This is a genomic window from Inquilinus sp. YAF38, from assembly GCF_052113205.1.
Classification (GTDB): Bacteria; Pseudomonadota; Alphaproteobacteria; order DSM-16000; family Inquilinaceae; genus Inquilinus.
The window spans coordinates 33,449-53,417 of sequence record NZ_JBFRCU010000003.1; the positions used below are offsets into that span (position 1 = coordinate 33,449).

Below are 19,969 nucleotides of genomic sequence, written 5' to 3' on the forward strand. Positions count from 1 at the left end.
AAACGACAGGGCCGGGCGGATCTTCATGGCGAACACACAGGTCTTCGACGTTGCGATCATCGGCGGGGGCCACAATGGCTTGGTCTGCGCCGCCTATCTGGCGGCGGCCGGGCTGAAGGTGACGGTGCTGGAGCGCCGCAAGGTCGTCGGCGGTGCTGCGGTGACGGAGGAGTTCCACCCCGGCTTCCGCAACTCGGTCGCCTCCTACACGGTCAGCCTGCTGAACCCGAAGGTGATCCGCGATCTCGACCTGCCGGGCCACGGCCTGAAGGTGGTGGAGCGGCGGCTGGCCAACTTCCTGCCGGTGGATGAGAGCCGCTACCTCCTGTCCGGCCCTGGGCGGACCAAGGCGGAGATCGCCAGATTCTCGGCCCGCGATGCCGAGCGCTACGACGCCTATGGCGACCGGCTCGACGTCATCGCCGACGTGCTGCGCGACATCGTGCTGCGCACCCCGCCGAATGTCGCGTGCGGCGGCTGGTCCGGCGCGCTGCCGGAGCTGATCAAGGCGGGCTCGCTCGGCAACCGGCTGCGCAAGCTCGACATGGTGATGCGGCGCGACCTGCTCGACCTGTTCACCAAATCGGCGACGGACATCCTGGAGGGCTGGTTCGAGACGCCGGTGGTACAGGCCCTGTTCGGCTTCGACAGCATCGTCGGCAACTATGCCAGCCCCAGCCATGCCGGCACCGGCTATGTCCTGCTGCACCACGTGTTCGGCGAGGTGAACGGCAAGAAGGGCGTGTGGGGCCACGCCATCGGCGGCATGGGCGCGATCACCCAGGCGATGGCGAAGTCGGCGGCGTCGCGCGGCGCCGTGATCCGCACCGATGCCGGCGTGCGCGAGGTGATCGTCGAGGGCGGCCGTGCCGTCGGCGTGGTGACCGAGGCCGGCGACATCGTCCGCGCCGGCTGCATCGTCTCCAACCTCAACCCGAAGCTGCTCTACGGCAAGCTGGTCGACCCGGCGGCGCTGCCGCAGGATTTCCGCGAGCGCATGGACCGCTTCAAATGCGGCTCCGCCACCTTCCGCATGAACGTGGCGCTGTCGGAGCTGCCGGATTTCACCTGTCTGCCGGGCAAGACCCTGGCCGACCACCACACCAGTGGGATCATCTTCGGCCCCAGCCTCGACTACATGGACAAGGCCTATCTCGACGCCAAGGCCGCCGGCTGGTCGAAGACGCCGATCGTCGAGATGCTGATCCCGTCGACGCTGGACGACACGCTGGCACCGCCGGGCCAGCACGTCGCCAGCTTGTTCTGCCAGCATTTCGACCCGAAGCTGGCGGATGGGGCCAGCTGGGACGACCATCGCGAGGCGGCGGCCGACCTGATCATCGACACGGTCAATGCCTGGGCGCCGAACTTCAAGGCCTCGGTGCTGGGCCGCCAGATCAACAGTCCGCTCGATCTCGAGCGCACCTTCGGCCTGATTGGCGGCGACATCTTCCACGGTGCGCTGTCGCTGGACCAGATGTTCTCGGCCCGGCCGGTGCTGGGCCATGGCGACTATCGGGCGCCGGTGCCCGGCCTCTACATGTGCGGATCGGGGACCCATCCGGGCGGCGGCGTCACCGGGGCGCCGGGCCACAATGCGGCGCGCGAGATCCTGGCCGATTTCAAGCGACGCCGCCTGAAGCGCGCGGCATGATCGTGCTCCCATCCGAACACGGGGCAGGGCGGGTATGGATCGATCCTGGGATGTGATTCCCGGCGACATGCCGGGCCTCGAATGGCGGATCCCGGTGCTGCGCTTCCGCGGCCGCGGCGGCGGTCCCTCCGCCTATCTGCAGGCGGCGCTGCATGCCGAGGAGCTGCCCGGCGTCATCGCCATCGACGCGCTGTGCGCCAGGCTGCGCCGGGCCGAGGCCGTCGGCGACATCCGCGGCGACATCGCTATCGTGCCCTGGGCCAACCCGATCGGGCAGCAGCAATGGCTGCACGGCTCCGGCCAGGGGCGGTACGATTTCGACAGCCGGGTCAACTTCAACCGCGGCTTCCCCCGGCTGGACCGGCCCGACCCGTCGCTGCTGCCGGGCGACGATGCCGCGGTCACCGCGACCGAACGGCTGAAGGCCCGGCTGCTGCGCCTGGCGCTGCCCTGCGAGATCGTCCTCGACCTGCATTGCGACGATGAATCGCCGCTCTACCTCTACATCCCCTCGGCGCTGTGGCCGGCGATGACCGACCTCGCCGCCGCGATGCGGGCGGACACCGTGCTGCTGTGGGACGGAGACGGTGGCGGCGCCTTCGACGATGCCTGCCTCGGACCCTGGCTGCGCACCGGCGACTTGGCCGGCCGCGCGGTGTCGACAGTTGAGCTGCGCGGCATGGCCGATGTCGATGCCGGCCTGGCCGAGGGCGATGCCGATGGGCTGTTCCGCTTCCTGGCGGGCCGCGGCGTGATCGCCGGCGATGCCGGGCCGATGCCCGACTGGTCGGGCCCGGCCGTGCCGCTGGACTGGGTCGAGATGATCAAGGCGCCGGCGGGCGGGGCGATCTCCTTCGCCCGCAGGCCGGGAGACCGGGTCGAGGCCGGGGACCTGCTGGCGACGATCCTGGTCCGGCCGGGCGAGGAGGGCGGCGGTGTGCCGGTGCTGGCGCCGCAGCCGGGCGTGGTCCTGACCCGCCGCGGGCAGCGTCGCACTCGCCCGGGCGACGATCTGATGAAGCTGGCCTGCCGGTCACCCAGCGCGACCGCCAGGCCGGGGCCCCTCGAACCCTGAGGGGCGGAACACCGTCGAAGCAAGAAACAGGGAGCGCAGCAAATGAACCGTCCGATCCTTTCCGCCTGCCTGGCCATGGTGGCCATGGCCGGCCTCGCCGGCCCCGTCGCGGCACAGGAGGTGGTGCGCCTCGGCACCACGCCGGAATCCTACCCGCCCTTCACCTGGGTCGATGCCCAGGGCAAGCTGAACGGCTTCGAGATCGATCTCGCCGACGCGCTCTGCGCCCAGATGCAGGTGAAGTGCGAATGGGTGCTGCAGAGCTGGGACGGCATCATCCCGGCGCTGCAGGAGAAGAAGTTCGACGCCATCATCGCCTCGATGTCGATCACCGACGAGCGCAAGCAGGTGGTCGATTTCAGCGACAAATACTACAACTCCCCGGCGATCTTCATCGGCCCGAAGAGCGAGACCATCGACATCTCGCCGGCGGGGCTGCAGGGCAAGACGGTCGGCGTCCAGGTCTCGACCATCCACGCCAGCTATATCGAGGCGAAGTACAAGGGCATCGTCACGATCAAGACCTACGATACGCAGGAGAACGCCAATCTCGACCTGATCGCCGGCCGGGTCGACCTGCTGCTGGCGGATTCGGTGGCGCTGACCGACGGCTTCCTGAAATCGCCCGAAGGCGCGGATTTCGAGATCAAGGGCAAGCCCTTCACCGACCCGCTGATGGGCGACGGCGCCGGCGTCGCGGTGCGCAAGGGCGACCCGCTCGGCGCGAAGTTCTCCGCCGCGATCAAGGCGATCCGGGACAACGGCGTCTACAAGAAGATCAACGACAAGTACTTCGCCTTCGACATCTACGGCAGCTGAGCCCAGGGGGATGGAGGATCTCGCCGCCCTGCTGGGCTTCGGGGAGAAGGGCTGGGGCGGCCAGCTCCTGGCCGGGGCGCTGGTGACGGTCGAGATCGCCGTCGCCTCCTACCTGGTCGGGCTGCTGCTCGGGTTGCTCGGGGCCTGGGCCAAGCTGGCCGGGCCCCGGCCGCTCCGGGCCCTCGGCAACGCCTACACCACCATCGTCCGCGGCGTGCCGGACATCCTGATCATCCTGTTGATCTATTACGGCGGCACCAGCGCCCTGCGGTCGCTGATCGGCCTGGTGGTGCAGGGGGTGACGGTGGAGATCGACGCCTTCGCCGCCGCCGTCGCCTCGCTCGGCTTCGTCTCCGGCGCCTATGCCACCGAGGTGTTCCGCGGCGCCATCCTGGCGGTGCCCCCCGGGCAGATCGAGGCGGCGAAGTCGCTGGCCCTGCCGCCGCGGGTGATGTTCTTCCGCGTGGTGCTGCCCCAGGCGATGCGCTTCGCCCTACCGGCGCTGGGCAATCTGTGGGTCGTGGTGCTGAAGGACAGCGCGCTGATCAGCGTGGTCGGGATCCGCGACCTGCTCGGCAGCGCCGCCACCGCCGCCGCGACCACGCGCATGCCCTTCACCTTCTATGCCGTGGTGGCGCTGATCTTCCTGCTGCTGACCATCGCCTCAGTCGGGCTGTTCCAGCTCGCCGAACGCGCCTATGGCCGCGGCTACCGGCGGTCCTGAGACATGGATCTCGACTTCGTCCAGCGCATCGTCGGCAACCTCCTGAACGGCGTCGTCGTCACCATCATCCTGGTAGCGGCGTCGATGGCCTGCGGCAATGCCATGGCGGTGCCGGTGGCGCTGGCCCGGGTGTCGCCGCGTCGGTGGCTGAAGGCGCCGGCCTTCCTGTTCATCCTGTGCATTCGCGGCACGCCGCTGATCGTGCAGATGTTCATGATCTATTACGGCCTGGCGCAGTTCCCGGCGGTGCGGCACAGCGTGCTGTGGCCGATTTTGCGCGAGCCGATGTGGTGCGCCGTGATCTCGCTCAGCATCAGCACCGCCGCCTATTCCGGCGAGGTGCTGCGCGGCGCCATCCAGGCGGTGCCGAGCGGCGAGGTCGAGGCCGCGCGCTCGGTCGGGATGCGGCGCGGGCTGATGATGCGCCGGATCGTGCTGCCGATCGCCCTGCGCCAGAGCCTGCCGGTCTTCGCGAACGAGACGGTGCTGCTGCTGAAGGCCAGCGCCATCGTCTTCACCATCACCGTGCGCGACCTGATGGGCGAGGCGAACATCATCCGGGCCCAGACCTTCCGCACCTACGAGCCGCTGATCACCGCGGCGCTGATGTATCTGGTCCTGACCTGGATCATCGTCCGCGTCTTCGCCTGGCTCGAGGCACGGCTCAGCACCCACCGGCGGGCGGTCTCGGCCGCGGCGCCCGGGCGCGTTGCGCCCGCCACGGTAACCGTGCCGCTCGACGCCCGCTGATCCCGCTTAGCACCTGTACGGTGCAGCGGCGCGGGACTAGGCTTCCTCCGGGCGGACGTCCGGAAGAGGCGCCGTCCCCGCGCCACCTGGGAGATCGATCATGCGTTTGCGCAGCCTCGTCCTGGCCGCTGCCGCCACGGGCGTCCTGTTCTCCGGTCCTGCCTTTGCCGGCGCCGTGCTGGACCGGATCGTGCAGAACAAGAAGATGGTGATGTCGACGGATCCGGAATATCCGCCGCAATCCTCGCTCAATGCCAGCAACCAGTTCGAGGGGTTCGACATCGATGTCGGCACCGAGATCGCCAAGCGCCTCGGCGTCTCGATCGAATTCGTCACCCCCGGGTGGGAAACCATCGTCTCCGGCAAATGGGCCGGGCGCTGGGACGTCTCGGTCGGGTCGATGACCCCGACCAAGGCGCGGGCCGAGGTGCTCGATTTCCCGGCGATCTACTACTACACCCCGGCCTCCCTGGCGGTGCACTCGGCCAACACCACGATCAAGACCCCGGCCGACGCCTCGGGCAAGACCATCGGCGTCGGCGCGGCCACGACCTATGAGAACTACCTGCGCGGCGACCTGGTGATCGACGCCGGCGGCGCGCCGCCGTTCCAGTTCGTGGTCAAGGACGCCAAGATCCAATCCTACGACACCGACGTGCCGGCGCTGGACGACCTGAAGCTCGGCGACGGCACCCGGCTCGACGCGGTGGCGACGGCGCTGCCGACGATCCAGGGCGCGATCAAGAACGGCTATCCGATCAAGGTGGTGGGCTCGCCCCTGTTCTACGAGCCGCTGTCGGTGGCGATCGAGAAGGGCGATCCGGAACTGACCGCCAAGCTCGCCGAGATCGTCAAGACGATGCACGAGGACGGCACGCTGACCAAGCTGTCGATGAAGTGGTATGGGGCCGACCTGACCAAGCCCGCGGCCTGACGGGGTGATCCGTCTGTTCGAGGCCCTGGCGCAGCCGCTGCTGCTGCGCGGGCTTCTGTTCCTGCTGTCCGTCGCCGTGCTGGCCGGCTTCGACTATGGCGGGCTGGTCGCGCGGCTGGCGGAGATCGTGCCGGCGCTGGCTTGGCCGGCCGGCCAGGCGGCCGGACCCTGGCTCGTCATCGCCGTCCTGGCCGCCCTGGTGGTGCTGAACTTCTGGCTGCTGTCGCACCTGCCGTTCCGGGCCCAGGCGACGATCATCTGGGTCGAGCTGCTGGCCCTGTTCGCGGCCTTCTGCTGGAGCTTCGGGCTCAGCTATCCCTTCATGCTCGCCCGGGCGCCGATCCTGCTCGGGCTCGAGCTGCGCGACGGCTTCATCCAGGGCGCCGCGCTGACCCTGTTCATCTGCGTCGTCTCGATCGCGATCTCGACCGTGATCGCGCTGGCGGCGGCCCTGGCCCGGCTGTCGGCCAGCGGCCCGGCCTTCGGCGTCGCCACCTTCTACACCTCGTTCTTCCGCGGCACGCCGCTGCTGCTGCAGACCATGCTGATCTATCTCGGCCTGCCGCAGCTCGGCCTCGTTATCGACGCCATCCCGGCCGGCATCATCGCCCTGTCGCTGTGCTACGGCGCCTATATGGCCGAGATCTTCCGTGCCGGCATCCTGGCGGTCCCGCGCGGCCAGTCCGAGGCCGCCCTGTCGCTCGGGCTGAAGCCCGCCGAGGTCACCTGGCTGGTGGTGCTGCCGCAGGCGATGCGGCTGATCATCCCGCCGACCGGCAACCAGTTCATCGCCATGCTCAAGGATTCGTCGCTGGTCTCGGTGATGGGGGTCTGGGAGATCATGTTCCTGGCCCGCACCCATGGCCGGGCCGAGTTCAAATACATGGAGATGCTGATCGTCGCCGCGCTGATCTACTGGGCGATGTCGGGCGTGTTCGAGCTGGTCCAGGCCCGGATCGAGAAGCGCTTCGGCAAGGGCGTCTCGGCCCGCTGAGTCGGATCTGGCGGGCGCTTCCAGTTATATCCAATTGGTTACATCCGGCCGCGCCGCAAGGCGGCGCTTGGCTTGGTCATTCCTCATTTGACATCCTCTGGCAACGATCAATAATAAGTAACCAAACGGTTATAACGTGGTGGCCGAACGCCGCCGTGCCATGGGAGGCAAACCGATGAAGGCTTTCAACCGCCGTTCGTTCCTGCAGGGGTCGCTCGTTGCCGGGGCCGCCGCCGGCACGGCCCTGTCGTTCGGCTCCGCCCGGGCCGAGGCGGCGCGGCTGCGCATGACCTGGTGGGGGTCGCAGGACCGGGCCAAGCGCACCCTGGGCGTGGCCGACCTGTACAAGCAGAAGGCGCCCGACATCGCCATCGTCGGCGAGCCGCTGAGCGGCGATGCCTACTGGACCAAGCTGTCGACGCAGATGGCCGGGCGCAACGTCTCGGACATCTTCCAGCTCGAGCCCAGCACAATCTCCGACTATTCGCGGCGCGGCGCCTGCATGGCGCTCGACCCGTTCATCCCAAAGCCGCTCGACGTCGAGGCCTTCGGCGCCAAGATGCTCGACCTGTGCCGGGTCGACGGCAAGATCTACGGCGTCGGGCTCGGCCTGAACTCCTTCTCGATGTTCTACGACACCACGGTCTTCGCCAAGGCCGGCATCCCGGTGCCGACGCCGGAGACGACCTGGACCCAGTTCGCCGAGCTTGCGGCCGAGCTGACCAAGGCGGCCGGCAAGGACCAGCTCTGGGGCGCGCCCTACGGCGCCCGCTACCACTATGTGTTCGACATCTGGCTGCGCCAGCGCGGCAAGTCCCTGTACTCGCCGGAAGGGTCGATCGGCTTCGGCGTCGAGGACGCCAAGGAGTGGTACGCCTACTGGGAGGATCTGCGGACGAAGAACATCTGCGTCTCGGCCGACCTGCAGACCGCGGACCAGAACATCATCGATACCAATCCGCTGACGCGCGGCAACTCGGTGATGGGTTTCACCTATTCCAACCAGCTGATCGGCTACCAGGCGGTGATCCCGAACAAGCTCGGCATCACCATGGTGCCGGGGCTCGGCAAGGGATCCCCGTCCGGTCACTACTACCGGCCGGCGCTGATCTGGAGCATCGGCGCAACCTCGAAGAACGGTGAGGCGGCGGCCGCCTTCATCGACTTCTTCGTCAACGACATCGAGGCCGGCAAGGTTCTCGGTGTGGAGCGCGGCGTGCCGATGTCGCCGAAGGTGCGCGAAGCGATCCTGCCGCTCCTGAACGAGACCGAGCGGGCCACGGTCGACTACGTCAACCTGCTGGCGGACAAGGTCAGCGCCTATCCGCCGCCAGCGCCGGTCGGGTCGCAGGAATTCGACCGCGATGTGGCGCGCAAGACGGCGGACCAGTTGGCCTTCGGCCAGCTGACGATCGACGAAGCGGCGAAGCAGCTGGTGGAGCAGGGGACGGCGACGCTGCGCCCGAAGTGAGCGCATGAGGGCGGCATGACCCATCTGACGGTCCTGCCGCGTGGCCAGAAGCGGAGAGGATAGCGATGAAACGCGCCATGATCGTCTGGGGCGGCTGGGAGGGGCATGAGCCCGAACCGGGCGCTGCCTATGTCGCCGCAATGCTGCGGGACGAGGGCTTCGAGGTGCGGGTCGAGGGCGACATCGACGCCTTTGCCGACCCGGCGGTGCGCGATATGGACCTGATCGTGCCGTGCATCACCCGCGCCGCCATCGCCAAGGAACCGCTGGACAACCTCCTGGCCGCGGTCCAGGGCGGGACGGGGATCGCCGGCTATCACGGCGGCTTGGCCGGGTCGTTCCGCGAGGCGGTCGGCTTCCACTTCATGGCCGGCTGCCAATGGGTGGCGCATCCCGGCGGCATCATCCCGTTCCGGGTCGAGATCACCCGGCCGGACGACCCGATCATGGCCGGCATCGGCGACTTCGACTACCGGTCGGAACAGTACTATCTGCATGTCGACCCGGTCGTGGAGGTGCTGGCCACCACCACCTTCTCGGGCGAGCACGCCCCCTGGATCGACGGCGTGACCATGCCGGTCGTGTACAAGAAGCGCTACGGCGCCGGGAGGGTGTTCTACACCGCGCTCGGCCATGTGGTGCGCGAATTCGAACACCCGCAGATGCGCGAGATCCTGCGCCGCGGCCTGCTCTGGGCGTCCCGATGACCGATACCGCCGACCGCATCCGCACCAATCCGCTGGCCAGCCGCGCCGATGTCCAGCGCCTGCTGCGTGACCTGACCGCGCCGCTCGAATCCGGCTTCAGCCCGGGCCGGGCGCAGATCCGCCTCGGGCTCGATTCCGCCCATTTCAACCGCAAGGCGCAGTGGTTCGAGGGCTATGCCCGGCCGCTCTGGGGCTTGGCGCCGCTGCACGCGGGCGGCGGCGGCTTCGATTTCTGGGACAAGTTCCGCGAAGGCCTGGCCAACGGCTCCGACCCCGATCACCCGGAGTATTGGGAGGCGGTGACCGACACCGACCAGCGCGCGGTCGAGATGGCGGCGCTCGGCTTCGCCCTGGCCCTGGCGCCGGATAAGCTGTGGGACCCGCTGCCGGAAGCGGCGAAGCGCCGGACAGCCGAGTGGTTGGGCCGCATCCAGTCGGTGCAGATGGCCGACAACAACTGGCACTTCTTCCCGGTCATGGCCGGGCTGGGGCTGGAGCGGGCGGGCGTCGGCATCGACACCGCCTCGCGCGACCGGCACCTGGACCGGATCGACGCGTTCATCGGCGCCGAGGGCTGGTACGGCGACGGCGAGGGCGGCTGGATCGACCATTACAACGGCTTCGCGCTGCATTTCTACGGGCTGATCTACGCCGCCCATCGGGCGGAGCAGGATCCGGCGCGGGCCCAGGCCTATCGCGACCGCGCCACCGCCTTCGCGCAGGGCTTCCGCGACTGGTTCGGGGCCGACGGCGCGGCGCTGGCGATCGGCCGGTCGCTGACCTACCGCTTCGCCATGGCCGGGTTCTGGGGCGCCTTGGCCTATGCTGGGGTCGAGGCGCTGCCCTGGGGCCAGATCCGCGGCCTGTGGGCCCGGCAGATCCGCTGGTGGATGCAGCAGCCGATCCTCGACGCCGCCGGCCGCCTGCCGGTCGGCTACCGCTGGCCGAACTATCTCATGAGCGAGGAGTACAACTCCCCCGGCTCGCCCTACTGGGCGTTCAAGGCCTTTCTGCCGCTGGCCCTGCCGGACAGCCATCCGTTCTGGACGGCGAAGGAGGAGGATCTCGATGCGCCGGACGGCACGGCCATGCTGCGCGGCGCCTCGATGGTGGTGCGGCGCAGCGGCGGCGACGTGGTGGCGTTGCCGGCCGGCCCGGTGCGCCTGGAAATGCGCGGCTCGGTCGATAAATACGGCAAGCTGGCCTATTCCTCGCGCTGGGGCCTGGCGGTGGAGGGCGATCGCTGGCTGGGGCATGGCTTCTGCGGCGACAACCTCCTGGCGGTCAGCCGCGACGGGCAGGAGTTCCGCAGCCGCGGCGCTCTCACCTCCTCCCGGGTCGGCGAGGGCTGGGTAGAGACCGTCTGGCAGCCCATGGCCGGGGTCAAGGTGACGACGTTGCAGGCCTTCGTCGGCGACTGGGAGTTGCGGCTGCACCGCATTGCCGCCGACGCGCCCTTGGCGGTGATCGAGAGCGGCCACGCCGTGCCGGCGCACAGCCGCACGCGCGGCAAGCTGAAGCAGGCCTTCGACAGCCGCGAGCCGGGGCCGCAGGGCCTGACCATCGCGGTCGCCGACGGCCACGCCTCCAGCCTCGCCGACCTCGGCGGGCTGCGCCGGGCGGTGGAGGCGGATGTGGCGCCGAACACCCATCTGGTGTTCCCGCAGGCCTCGGTGCCGGCCCTGGTCGGCCGGATCGGCGCCGGCGAGACGCTGCTGGTCACCCTGGTGCGGCCGAGCTACGGCCTCGACCCGGCGGCGCTGGCGGCATCGCTGCCCTCGGCCGACGATCTGAGCGCGATCGCCGAATCCGCCGGCTGGAACGCCGCCATCCTGGACTGGGCGACCGTCCCTCGCTTGGAGGTTCGCAGCAAGCCGGTCGCCGAATGGGAGTGAGCGCGACGCGTTGGTTGGGTTTGCCCTGGCGAACCCAACCAACGGCCTTTTGCCTCAGACCCTCGGCGCGGCCTGCAGGCGGCCGCCGGCCAGGGCGGTCAGGTGCAGCTCGCTCAGCGACCGCGGATCGAACAGCAGCGCGGTCTTCTCCTCGCGGCTGAGGCCGCCGGTGGCGAGCGTGCCGGGGCCGCCGGCGGTCAGCTTGCGCCGCGCCGCCTCGACCAGCTTCGGGTCCTCGCGCCCCGCCTCTGGCGACCCGGTCAGCAGCGTCATGTGGATGGCGTTGGCCAGCGGGTCGCGGATCACCATCGCCAGCCCGTCCTCGACCGGCCGGGTGGTGGCAGAGAGCTGCTCGAACAGGGCCGTGGCCTCGACCACGATCTGCGGCTTCTGCCGCTCCTCCGGCGTCACCAGCAGGCCGAGCTTGCGGGCCCAGACGCCGGTGGAATGGCGCGAGGTGATCACCGACAGCGGGATCGACAGCAGCAGCCCGATCACCAGCGGCGACAGCCAGGCCAGCATCGAGGGCGAGATCCACAGCGCCACCACGCCCAACACAGCGCCGAAGATGGTGTGGCCGCGATGCATCTGCACCGCGTCGGCCCAGGTGGTGCCGCGATCGTCGCGCGACTGCGTGCCCCAGCCGGAATCGCGGCCGAGAAAGGCCTGCAGCACGAAGCTGGAGTGGAACAGCATCATCACCGGCGCCTGGAAGATCGAGAAGAAGGTCTCGAACAGCAGGCTCATCAACGCCCGGAAGGCGCCGCCGTAGCCGGCGGCCAGGCGGCGGTCGAACAGCAGCAGCGTCCAGCCGAAGATCTTGGGCGCCATCAGCATCAGGAAGGAGATCACCAGAAGGCGCACCGCCAGCGTCTGGTCCTGCACCGGCCAGACCGGGAACAGCGCCTCGCCTTGCGGAAAATAGACCGGGATCTCCAGCTTGTGCTCGAGCGCCGTCAGCATGCCGATGCAGATGAAGATCAGCCACAGCGGCGACGAGACGTAGCTCATCACCCCCATCGCCATGTGCTGGCGGGAAAGGGGGTGCAGGCCGCGCGCCACCAGGACGCGCAGATGCTGCATGTTGCCCTGGCACCAGCGCCGGTCGCGCTTGGCGTGGTCGATCATCGTCGGCGGGCATTCCTCATAGCTGCCGCCGAGCTCCGGCACCAGCCAGGCGGTCCAGCCGTTACGCCGGATCAGCGCCGCCTCGACAAAATCATGCGACAGGATGTGGCCGCCGAAAGGCGGCCGCCCGGACAGGATCGGCAGGCCGCAGCTCTCGATGAAGGCGCGGGTGCGGATGATCGCGTTGTGGCCCCAGTAATTGCCGTCGCCGAGCTGCCAGAAGGCCAGGCCGGCGCCGACGATCGGCCCGTACAGGCTGCCGGCGAATTGCTGCATCCGGGCCCACAGCGTGTTGCGGTTCACCACCAGCGGCGGCGCCTGGATGATGCCGGCGCGCGGGTTGGCCTGCATCAGCCGGGCCATGGTGACCAGCGTGTCGCCGGCCATCAGGCTGTCCGCGTCCAGCACCACCATGAAGTCGTAGCGGGCGCCCCAGCGGGTGCAGAAATCGGCGATGTTGCCGGCCTTCTTGGCGACGTTGTGCCGGCGCTTGCGATAAAAGATGCGGCCGCTGCCCTCGGTGCGGCGGCACAGCGAACTCCAGCCGATCTCCTCCGCCACCCACACATCCGGGTTGGTGGTATCGCTCAGGATGAAGATGTCGAAGGCGTCGAGATGGCCGGTCCGCGCCAGGCTGTCATGGATTGCCTGCAGGTTGGCGTAGATGCCGGTCGTGTCCTCGTTGTAGATCGGCATCAGCACGGCGGTACGGCTGCGCAGCGGCGCCACTGCCTCGGCTCCCTGCGGCCAGACCAGCCCGGGCTGGCCCCAGCGCAGCAACAGCGTCAGGAAGCCGGGCAGGGCGGTCCAGAAGGATAGCGCGATCCAGGAGAAGTTGATGGCGAACATCACCACCAGGGCGAGCTCAAGCCCGGTGACGCCGCCGACCGACAGGAAACGATAGAGGGCGAAAGCGGCAGCCAGGGTCGACAGCGCGGTGGCGCCGAAAACAGCGAGGCGGCGCCAGCGAGCCGCGGAGGCGTAGGACGCCGCTTCGAGTCCGGTCATCGGCTAGGAGATCGCCTTTCCGTCAGGCCGGGCGCCGTTCGGCGGCCTCGGGCGACCACCAGCCGAAGATCCGCTTCAGCGGCTCGCCGGCCCAGACCGGGTCGAGCGGCTGGTCCAGCATCGGCGTCGGCTTGGCGCGCGGCACCGGCACCGGCGAGACGCGGCGCAGAGCCTGCTCCATCACCTGCGGCAGCGGGTCCTCGGACAGGAAGTGCTCCGGCCAGCGACGGGCGGCGTCGGTCAGCAGATAGGCGGCGCGGCCGATGGTCAGGATCGCGTCGTCCTCGCGCTCGCTGCGATTCAGCACCACGGCGAACCAGTCGGCGGTGCGCCGCCGGGCGTGGTCCAGCAAAGCGGGGGCCGGCATCGCCGACGGATCGACGTCGCAGAACGCCGTCTCGATCGCGCCGGACAGTGCGGCGGGATCAGTGAATCCCAGGCCCTGGAAGAAGGCGATGACGTCGTCTGGCATATTGATGTTGACCGGGGTGTGCAACCCGACCTGGGACATGGGACGATTCCGATGTGTCGTCAAGGCGTCCATTGGAAACTCCATGTTTCGGTCAAGGCATCGCTGCCCTGCCGTAAGAAGCACCGAAGCTCGGCCGGATCATCGCCGGCAGGTTTCAAATCGAAGAACGCCCGCCAGCCGCCGAGTTCCGGATTCCGCTGCGCCACGGGGAACTGGATCTCCCCGGCAGAAGCCGTGACCACGGCCTCCAATGTCGCGTCTGGCGGCAGAGAGTCAAGCGCGCCGCCCCGGAAGTCGATCACGAACTTGCGGGTATCGCTGGACTTGCTGTCGCCGCCAGACACGCCACCGGCGCCGGTGCGGGTCGATACCACGGTGCCGCGGTCGCTGGCGACCGGGGGATTCATGCCCCAGTGCAGCCGGTAAGACAGCTTCCATTCCTGGCCGGCATCGACCGGCTGCTTCGGCACCCAGAAGGCGACGATGTTGTCGTGGATCTCGGCGTCGGTCGGGATCTCGACCAGCTGCACCACGCCCGGGCCCCAGCCGCTCAGCGGCTCAACCCACAGGCTGGGGCGGCGCTCATACAGCGCCTCCAGATCCTGATAGCTGCTGTAGGAGCGCTGGCGCTGCATCAGCCCGAAGCCGCGCGGATTTTCGTCCATGAACGAGCTGATCAGCAGCCGCGACGGGTTGCGCAGCGGCCGCCAGATCCATTCGCCGGCCCCGCTCCACATCGACAGGCCGTCGCTGTCATGCACCTCCGGCCGGAAGTCGTCGAAGGTCCGGTGCTCCTGCGGGCCGTACAGGAACATGCTGGTCAGCGGCGCGATGCCGAACTTCTCGATGGCGTGGCGCGGATACAGCGTCGCCTCGACATCGACCGTGGTGATCTCGCCCGGCTTGATCAGGAAGCTGTAGGCGCCGGTGACGCCGGGGCTGTCGAGCAGGGCGTAGAGCCGGATCTGCTTGGCGTCCGGCGCCGGGGTCTCGACCCAGAACTGGCGGAAGACCGGGAACTCCTCGCCGCGGGTCGATCCGGTGTCGATCGCCAGGCCGCGGGCGGACAGGCCATAGATGTTCTTGCGGCCCAGGCAGCGGAAATAGCTGGCGGCCAGGAAGACGGCGATCTCGTCCAGGAACTCCGGCCGGTTGATCGCGTAATGCAGCCGGAATCCGGCGAAGCCGAGATGATCGGACGGGGTGTCGGGGAACTTGTTGCCGCCCAGGTCGAACAGGTCCTGACGGTACAGCACCTCGCGCGCCTGATAGCCGTCGACCTGGAAGATGTGGACCGGCTTGTCCAGCAACGCGCCGAGATGGAAGAACTGCATCTGGAACGGCAGGTTCTCCGGCCGCCACAGCGCCTGCTCGGGCAGGAAGCGGATCGCCCGATGCTGGTCATAGCTCAGCTGGGTGATCTCGGCCGGCAGGTTTTCGTCCGGCGGCACGAACGGGGCCTGGGACACGGTCTTGGCCCGGTCGATCAGCCAGGTCATGCTGAACGGCGTGGTCTCGCCCAGGCTGGGGGCGGCAAGGGAAGACCGGACGGGCGCGAATAGCGACGATGCCGCCAGCGCGGTCGTGCCCATCAAGATCTGGCGTCTGGTCAGCCCCACTTCACCACCGGATTTTTGCACTGCAACATGATGGCACAATCGATCGCGATTGTGGCGGTTCCTGGACAAACATCATCACACGCGACAGCCGCTGCGCCGCGCGCGGCCCAAACCCCCACAACCCAATCCCCGGCCACAACGCTTCTTCCGGCGCCGCCTGAGGGGATCGTCCGATCAACGCGATCTTCGTGATTTTGTTCCGATGTTACCCTAGCCGCTTCGTTTGCAGCGCAAAAGCCGGCCAACCCAGGCGAGGCGACAGATACAGCTCTGCATTTTCACGGATTGACACGTGCAATTGGCCCGCTTTCACGGGGAGAAGGATCTGGCGAATGCATCCCGGAACGTCGCCATCAACGCCACCGGCCCGGTCTGCGGAGGATTGAGCCCGTCGACGAAGCCCCAGTCGCGGAACCGGGCCACCAGGTCCGGGTCGCGGCTGAAGACATGCACCGGCACGTCGCGCGGCGTGCCCGGGCCGGTCACGATCGGCGCCGGTTGGTGGTCGCCCAGCACGATCATCAGAGTGTGGTCGCCCATGATTCGGGCGGCATAGTCCAGCACCGAGCGCAGCGAATAGGCCATGGACTGGCCGTACTGGTCGCGGATCCGGTCCGGATCGCTCCAGACCTCTTCCGGCGTGCCACCGGTGGCCGGCAGGCCCCGGTACACACTGCCGTCGCCGATCTTGCCCCAGTCGTCGACCAGGGTCGGCACCGGGGTCCAGGGCGCGTGGCTGGACACCAGCACGACCTCGCTGAACAGCGGCTTCGGCTGCTGCTGCCGCCAGCGGTCATAGGCGGCCAGCGTGTACTGGTCCGGCATCGTCACCCAGCCGAAGGGCGGGCCGGCATAGCCGAGATCGTCGGCGAACAGCGTCTGGTCGAAGCCGAAGAAGCGCTTCGCCTCGGGCTCGCTGGCGGTGATCGCCGGGGCGACCAGCCCGGTGTGGTAGCCGGCCTTGGCGAACAGGCGGGGCAGGGTCATGCGCTTGCCGGTGACCAGCAGGTCGTAGCGCATCTGGTCGTCGATCTGCATGCCGCTGGCCAGTGTCGCATGGGCCAGCCAGGACTGGCCGCCGCGGGTCGGCGAGGCCAGCCAGCCGGAGGCGGTATAGACGCCGGCGGCGGCCAGCTTTGGTGCCATCTCGGCCAGCGCCGCCTTGGGCAGGGCGTCGAAGCGGGGATCCTCCAGCGCGCTGCGGCCGTAGGATTCGAGGAAGACGACGGTGACGTCGGCGCCGCCCAGCCCGCCCAGCGGCGTCCGTGACACCCCGCCGACCAGCGGGTCCACCGCCTCCTCGGCCCGGAATTGGCCCGCCATGAACAGGGCCGGGATCAGGCGGTTGACCTGGTCGGCGACCATGAAGCTGGCGGTGTCGTTCATCGGGCGGGCGTCGCCATAGGCGCCCGGCACGGCTTGGCCGATGGCGAAGACCAGGATGGCCAACGCCGCCAGGAGGCCTGCGACGCCGCGGCGGGCGGCGGAGGCGGACAGGGCCTGCTGCAGCAGCCGCACTGACCGGGCCGTCGCCCGCCAGATGCACCAGCCGGCGACGATCACGCCCAGGGTGATGCCGATCAGGCCGACGGCGCCGAGCACCCCGTTCGCCAGATGCATGCCGTTGACCAGCAGCAGCCGGTCGACATAGAGGCTGACCGGCCGGCCGAAGGCGACCTGGGTGACGAGGTCGGCTAGCTTGATCGCGGCGACCAGCAGGCCGAGCCCGCCGAGCACGGTGGCAAGGGCGCGCGACCGTCGCAGCGGCGGCACCAGGACAAGGGCGGCGACCACGACCGCCAGCTCGACCGGGACCGAGACGAGGCCATAGACCTGCCAGCCATCCGGAGCCGACGGCACGCCGAGCAGCAGCACCAGCCAAAGCAGTGCCGTGGTCATGCGCAGCCCGTCGAGCAGGGGCGTGAATCGGCTGCGGGGACGGGGCAGGGCGGTGTCGCTGGCGGTCATGGCGGCGACGATGGCACAGCTTCCCGTGGCGATCGGATGAATTCTCCGCAATCTCCGAATACACCCTGGTGCCGGACCGGTATCGGCGCGATAACCGGATCGAGATTTGACCGCGCGATGCCCGACGACAGACCCGCCGCCCCGACCGCAGAGACCATCCGGCTCGCCACGTCAGACGACGTGCCGCGGCTGCTGGAGATCGAGTCCCGTGCCTTCGACCATGACCGGCTGAGCCGGCGCAGCTTCCTGCATTTCCTGACCCGCGGCCACGCCGTCTGCCTGGCGGCGGAGGCGGGGGGCCAGCTGCTCGGCTACGCCCTGGTGCTGCTGCGCCGGACCACGGCCCTGGCGCGGCTGTACTCGCTGGCGGTCGACCCGGCGGTACGCGGCCGCGGACTCGGCGCCCGGCTGCTGGAGGCGGCGGAGCGGGCGGCGCATGGCGAGGGCGCGCTGTTCCTGCGGCTCGAGGTGCGGCCGGACAACGTGAAGGCGATCGCGCTGTATGAATCGCGCGGCTACCGCCATTTCGGGCGCTATCTCGACTTCTACGAGGACCATGCCGACGCGCTGCGCTTCGAGAAGCGTCTGGGCACCTCAAGCCAATCGCCGGGCGACCAGCCGCAGATCGACCTGCATGTGCCCTATTATGCCCAGACCACCAACTTCACCTGCGGCGCGGCGACGCTGCTGATGGCGCTGAAGGCGCTGGACCCGGAGACGGAACTGAGCCGAGCGCGCGAGCTGCGACTGTGGCGCGAGGCGACGACGATCTACATGACCTCGGGCCATGGCGGCTGCGACCCCTACGGCATGGCGCTGGCGGCGCATGACCGCGGCCTGCGGGCCCGGATCTTCGTCAGCGACGATTCGATCCTGTTCCTCGACGGCGTCCGCAGCCCCGACAAGAAGGCGGTGATGACCGTGGTGCAGGAGGATTTCCGCATGCGCTGCGCCCGCCGCCGCATCGAGGTCGAGCACCGTGCCCTCGGTTTGCCCGAAATGTGCGGCCTGATCGGCGAAGGCGCGATCCCGATCGTGCTGATCAGCTTGTTCCGGGGCTATGGCGAAAAAAATCCGCACTGGGTGGTCGCAAACGGCTTCGACGAGCGTTTCATCTATGTGCACGACCCCTGGGTCGCCGTGACGGAGATGGAGAGCGCGTCGACCAAGGCGAACCTCCCGATCCCGCGCCGGGAATTCGAGCGTATGGCCCGCTACGGCCGCACCCAACTGAGGGCCGCGGTCGTGCTCAGCAGGAAGGCCCAATGAGCGGTTGGATCATCGTCGTCGACCGCATCGGCGACTTCAAGGGCGACCCGGACGGCCGCCAGCTCATCACCACCCGGGACTACATCGGCCGGCCGCAGACGATCAAGGGAGGGGACGCGAAGGTCATCAACCTGTCGCGCTCCACTGCCTATATGACGCGGGGCTACTACGTCTCGCTGCTGGCCGAGGCCCGCGCCCACCGGGTCATCCCGATGGTCGAGACCATTCTCGATCTGGGCCAGAAGACGCTCTACAAGATCGCCCTGCCGGACCTGGAGGACGACCTCAACCGCCGGATCAAGCGGGTGTCGCCGCCGCCGGGCGGCCCATTCAAGCTGATCATCAGCTTCGGCCGGGCCGATGACGACCGGTTCCAGGATTTCGGCCGCCGGGTGTTCGACTGGTTCCGCGCCCCGATCCTCGAGGTCAAGGTCCGCTTCACCGACCGCTTCCGCATCGCTTCGATCGGCGAGTTGTCGATCTCCGACATCGAGGGCGAGACCGAGGCGTTCTTCTACGAGACGCTCGACCTGTACACGCGCCAGAGCTGGCGCAACCCGAAGGAGAACAAGCCGGCGAAATACACCCTCGCCGTGCTGTTCAACTCGAAGGAGGAGTTCGCGCCGTCGACCCAGCGCTCCCTCATGAAGCTCGCCCGCGTGGCCGAGACCATGGACATGGAGGTCGAGCTGATCGAGAAGAAGGACCTGCTGCGCCTGGCCGAATACGACGCCTTGTTCATCCGCGAGACCACGGCGATCGACAACCACACCTTCCGCTTCGCCCGCCGGGCGGAGCAGGAAGGCATGCCGGTGATCGACGACAGCACCTCGATCCTGCGCTGCGGCAACAAGGTCTATCTCTACGAGCTCCTGACCGCGAACAAGATCCCGACGCCGAAGACCGTGGTGGTCGACAGCCTGAAGAACATCGAGCGGGTGGAGGAGGAGTTCGCCTACCCGATCGTGCTGAAGATCCCCGACGGGTCCTTCAGCCGCGGCGTGTTCAAGGCCAATGACCGGCGCGAGCTGGAGCAGATGGCCGAGCAGCTGCTGGATGATTCCGACGTCATCCTGGCGCAGGAGTTCATGCCGACCGACCATGACTGGCGCGTCGGCGTGCTGGATGGCGAGCCGCTGTTCGTCTGCCAGTACATGATGGCGAAGAAGCACTGGCAGATCGTCCGCCACTCCGCCGACGGCAAGGTCGGCTGGGGCAACTTCAAGACCTTCGGCCTCGACGAGGTGCCGCCCGAGGTGCTGGACGTCGCCGTGCGCGCGGCCAAGCTGATCGGCGACGGACTCTACGGCGTCGACCTGAAGCAGACCGAGAAGGGCGTGTTCGTGATCGAGATCAACGACAACCCCAATCTCGACCATGGCTGCGAGGATCTGGTCGCCAAGGACGAGCTGTGGCGGCGGCTCTGCCGCTGGTTCATCGACCGCATCGACGCCGGCTGATCCGGCCGCGCGGAAGGGGGAG

16 protein-coding genes are annotated in these 19,969 nt (G+C 68.6%); 12 read left to right on the top strand and 4 right to left on the bottom strand.

Translation table 11 applies throughout. The features are described from left to right. The first annotated feature begins 25 nt into the window (after positions 1 to 25). The 10 genes from AB4Z01_RS01915 to AB4Z01_RS01960 all read left to right on the top strand — a co-directional run bounded on the left by AB4Z01_RS01915 (position 26) and on the right by AB4Z01_RS01960 (position 11,023). On the top strand, positions 26 to 1,654 hold the full coding sequence (locus tag AB4Z01_RS01915; RefSeq protein ID WP_441689937.1) for a phytoene desaturase family protein: 1,629 nt from the start codon (positions 26 to 28) through the stop codon (positions 1,652 to 1,654). A 34-nt stretch (positions 1,655 to 1,688) separates the two neighbouring features. Continuing rightward, positions 1,689 to 2,729, top strand: a complete 1,041-nt coding sequence (locus tag AB4Z01_RS01920) for a succinylglutamate desuccinylase/aspartoacylase family protein (protein WP_441689939.1) — start codon at positions 1,689 to 1,691, stop codon at positions 2,727 to 2,729. 42 nt (positions 2,730 to 2,771) lie between these two features. Further along, the gene (locus tag AB4Z01_RS01925; protein WP_441689942.1) at positions 2,772 to 3,548 is read left to right on the top strand and encodes a transporter substrate-binding domain-containing protein; all 777 of its coding nucleotides are present in this window, start codon (positions 2,772 to 2,774) and stop codon (positions 3,546 to 3,548) included. 10 nt (positions 3,549 to 3,558) lie between these two features. Beyond that, a complete protein-coding gene (locus tag AB4Z01_RS01930) occupies positions 3,559 to 4,272 on the top strand; it encodes an ABC transporter permease (protein ID WP_441689945.1) in 714 nt (237 codons plus the stop codon). A gap of 3 nt (positions 4,273 to 4,275) precedes the next feature. Continuing rightward, on the top strand, positions 4,276 to 5,022 hold the full coding sequence (locus AB4Z01_RS01935; RefSeq protein ID WP_441689948.1) for an ABC transporter permease: 747 nt from the start codon (positions 4,276 to 4,278) through the stop codon (positions 5,020 to 5,022). Between the two features lie 100 nt (positions 5,023 to 5,122). Then, positions 5,123 to 5,956 carry a transporter substrate-binding domain-containing protein gene (locus tag AB4Z01_RS01940; protein ID WP_441689951.1) on the top strand — a complete coding sequence of 278 codons (834 nt, stop codon included), beginning with the start codon at positions 5,123 to 5,125 and terminating at the stop codon, positions 5,954 to 5,956. 4 nt (positions 5,957 to 5,960) lie between these two features. Next, positions 5,961 to 6,950, top strand: a complete 990-nt coding sequence (locus AB4Z01_RS01945; RefSeq protein WP_441689953.1) for an amino acid ABC transporter permease — start codon at positions 5,961 to 5,963, stop codon at positions 6,948 to 6,950. A 175-nt stretch (positions 6,951 to 7,125) separates the two neighbouring features. Then, positions 7,126 to 8,421 (top strand): ABC transporter substrate-binding protein, encoded by a 1,296-nt coding sequence (locus AB4Z01_RS01950; protein WP_441689956.1) that lies wholly within the window; start codon positions 7,126 to 7,128, stop codon positions 8,419 to 8,421. A 65-nt stretch (positions 8,422 to 8,486) separates the two neighbouring features. Continuing rightward, a complete protein-coding gene (locus AB4Z01_RS01955) occupies positions 8,487 to 9,128 on the top strand; it encodes a ThuA domain-containing protein (protein WP_441689959.1) in 642 nt (213 codons plus the stop codon). Continuing rightward, positions 9,125 to 11,023, top strand: coding sequence for a DUF2264 domain-containing protein (locus AB4Z01_RS01960; protein ID WP_441689962.1), 1,899 nt, complete (start codon positions 9,125 to 9,127; stop codon positions 11,021 to 11,023). The genes AB4Z01_RS01955 and AB4Z01_RS01960 overlap by 4 nt, the downstream gene beginning before the upstream one ends. Positions 11,024 to 11,077: 54 nt before the next feature. Here the strand turns inward: AB4Z01_RS01960 and mdoH are convergent, their stop codons facing one another. From mdoH to AB4Z01_RS01980, 4 genes are all read right to left on the bottom strand, one after another. Continuing rightward, positions 11,078 to 13,159, bottom strand: a complete 2,082-nt coding sequence (mdoH, locus tag AB4Z01_RS01965) for a glucans biosynthesis glucosyltransferase MdoH (protein WP_441689965.1) — start codon at positions 13,157 to 13,159, stop codon at positions 11,078 to 11,080. Positions 13,160 to 13,181: 22 nt separating this feature from the next. Further along, the gene (locus tag AB4Z01_RS01970) at positions 13,182 to 13,670 is read right to left on the bottom strand and encodes a hypothetical protein (protein WP_429227687.1); all 489 of its coding nucleotides are present in this window, start codon (positions 13,668 to 13,670) and stop codon (positions 13,182 to 13,184) included. A gap of 20 nt (positions 13,671 to 13,690) precedes the next feature. Then, complete coding sequence (locus AB4Z01_RS01975; protein ID WP_441689968.1) at positions 13,691 to 15,223, bottom strand: glucan biosynthesis protein; 1,533 nt, start codon at positions 15,221 to 15,223, stop codon at positions 13,691 to 13,693. A 336-nt stretch (positions 15,224 to 15,559) separates the two neighbouring features. Continuing rightward, on the bottom strand, positions 15,560 to 17,218 hold the full coding sequence (locus AB4Z01_RS01980) for a sulfatase-like hydrolase/transferase (protein WP_441689971.1): 1,659 nt from the start codon (positions 17,216 to 17,218) through the stop codon (positions 15,560 to 15,562). Between the two features lie 117 nt (positions 17,219 to 17,335). Here AB4Z01_RS01980 and AB4Z01_RS01985 point away from each other — a divergent pair, with 117 nt between their 5' ends. Further along, complete coding sequence (locus AB4Z01_RS01985) at positions 17,336 to 18,487, top strand: peptidase C39 family protein (RefSeq protein WP_441689974.1); 1,152 nt, start codon at positions 17,336 to 17,338, stop codon at positions 18,485 to 18,487. Beyond that, complete coding sequence (locus AB4Z01_RS01990) at positions 18,484 to 19,947, top strand: RimK family protein (protein ID WP_441689977.1); 1,464 nt, start codon at positions 18,484 to 18,486, stop codon at positions 19,945 to 19,947. The genes AB4Z01_RS01985 and AB4Z01_RS01990 overlap by 4 nt, the downstream gene beginning before the upstream one ends. The last annotated feature ends 22 nt before the right edge of the window (positions 19,948 to 19,969 follow it).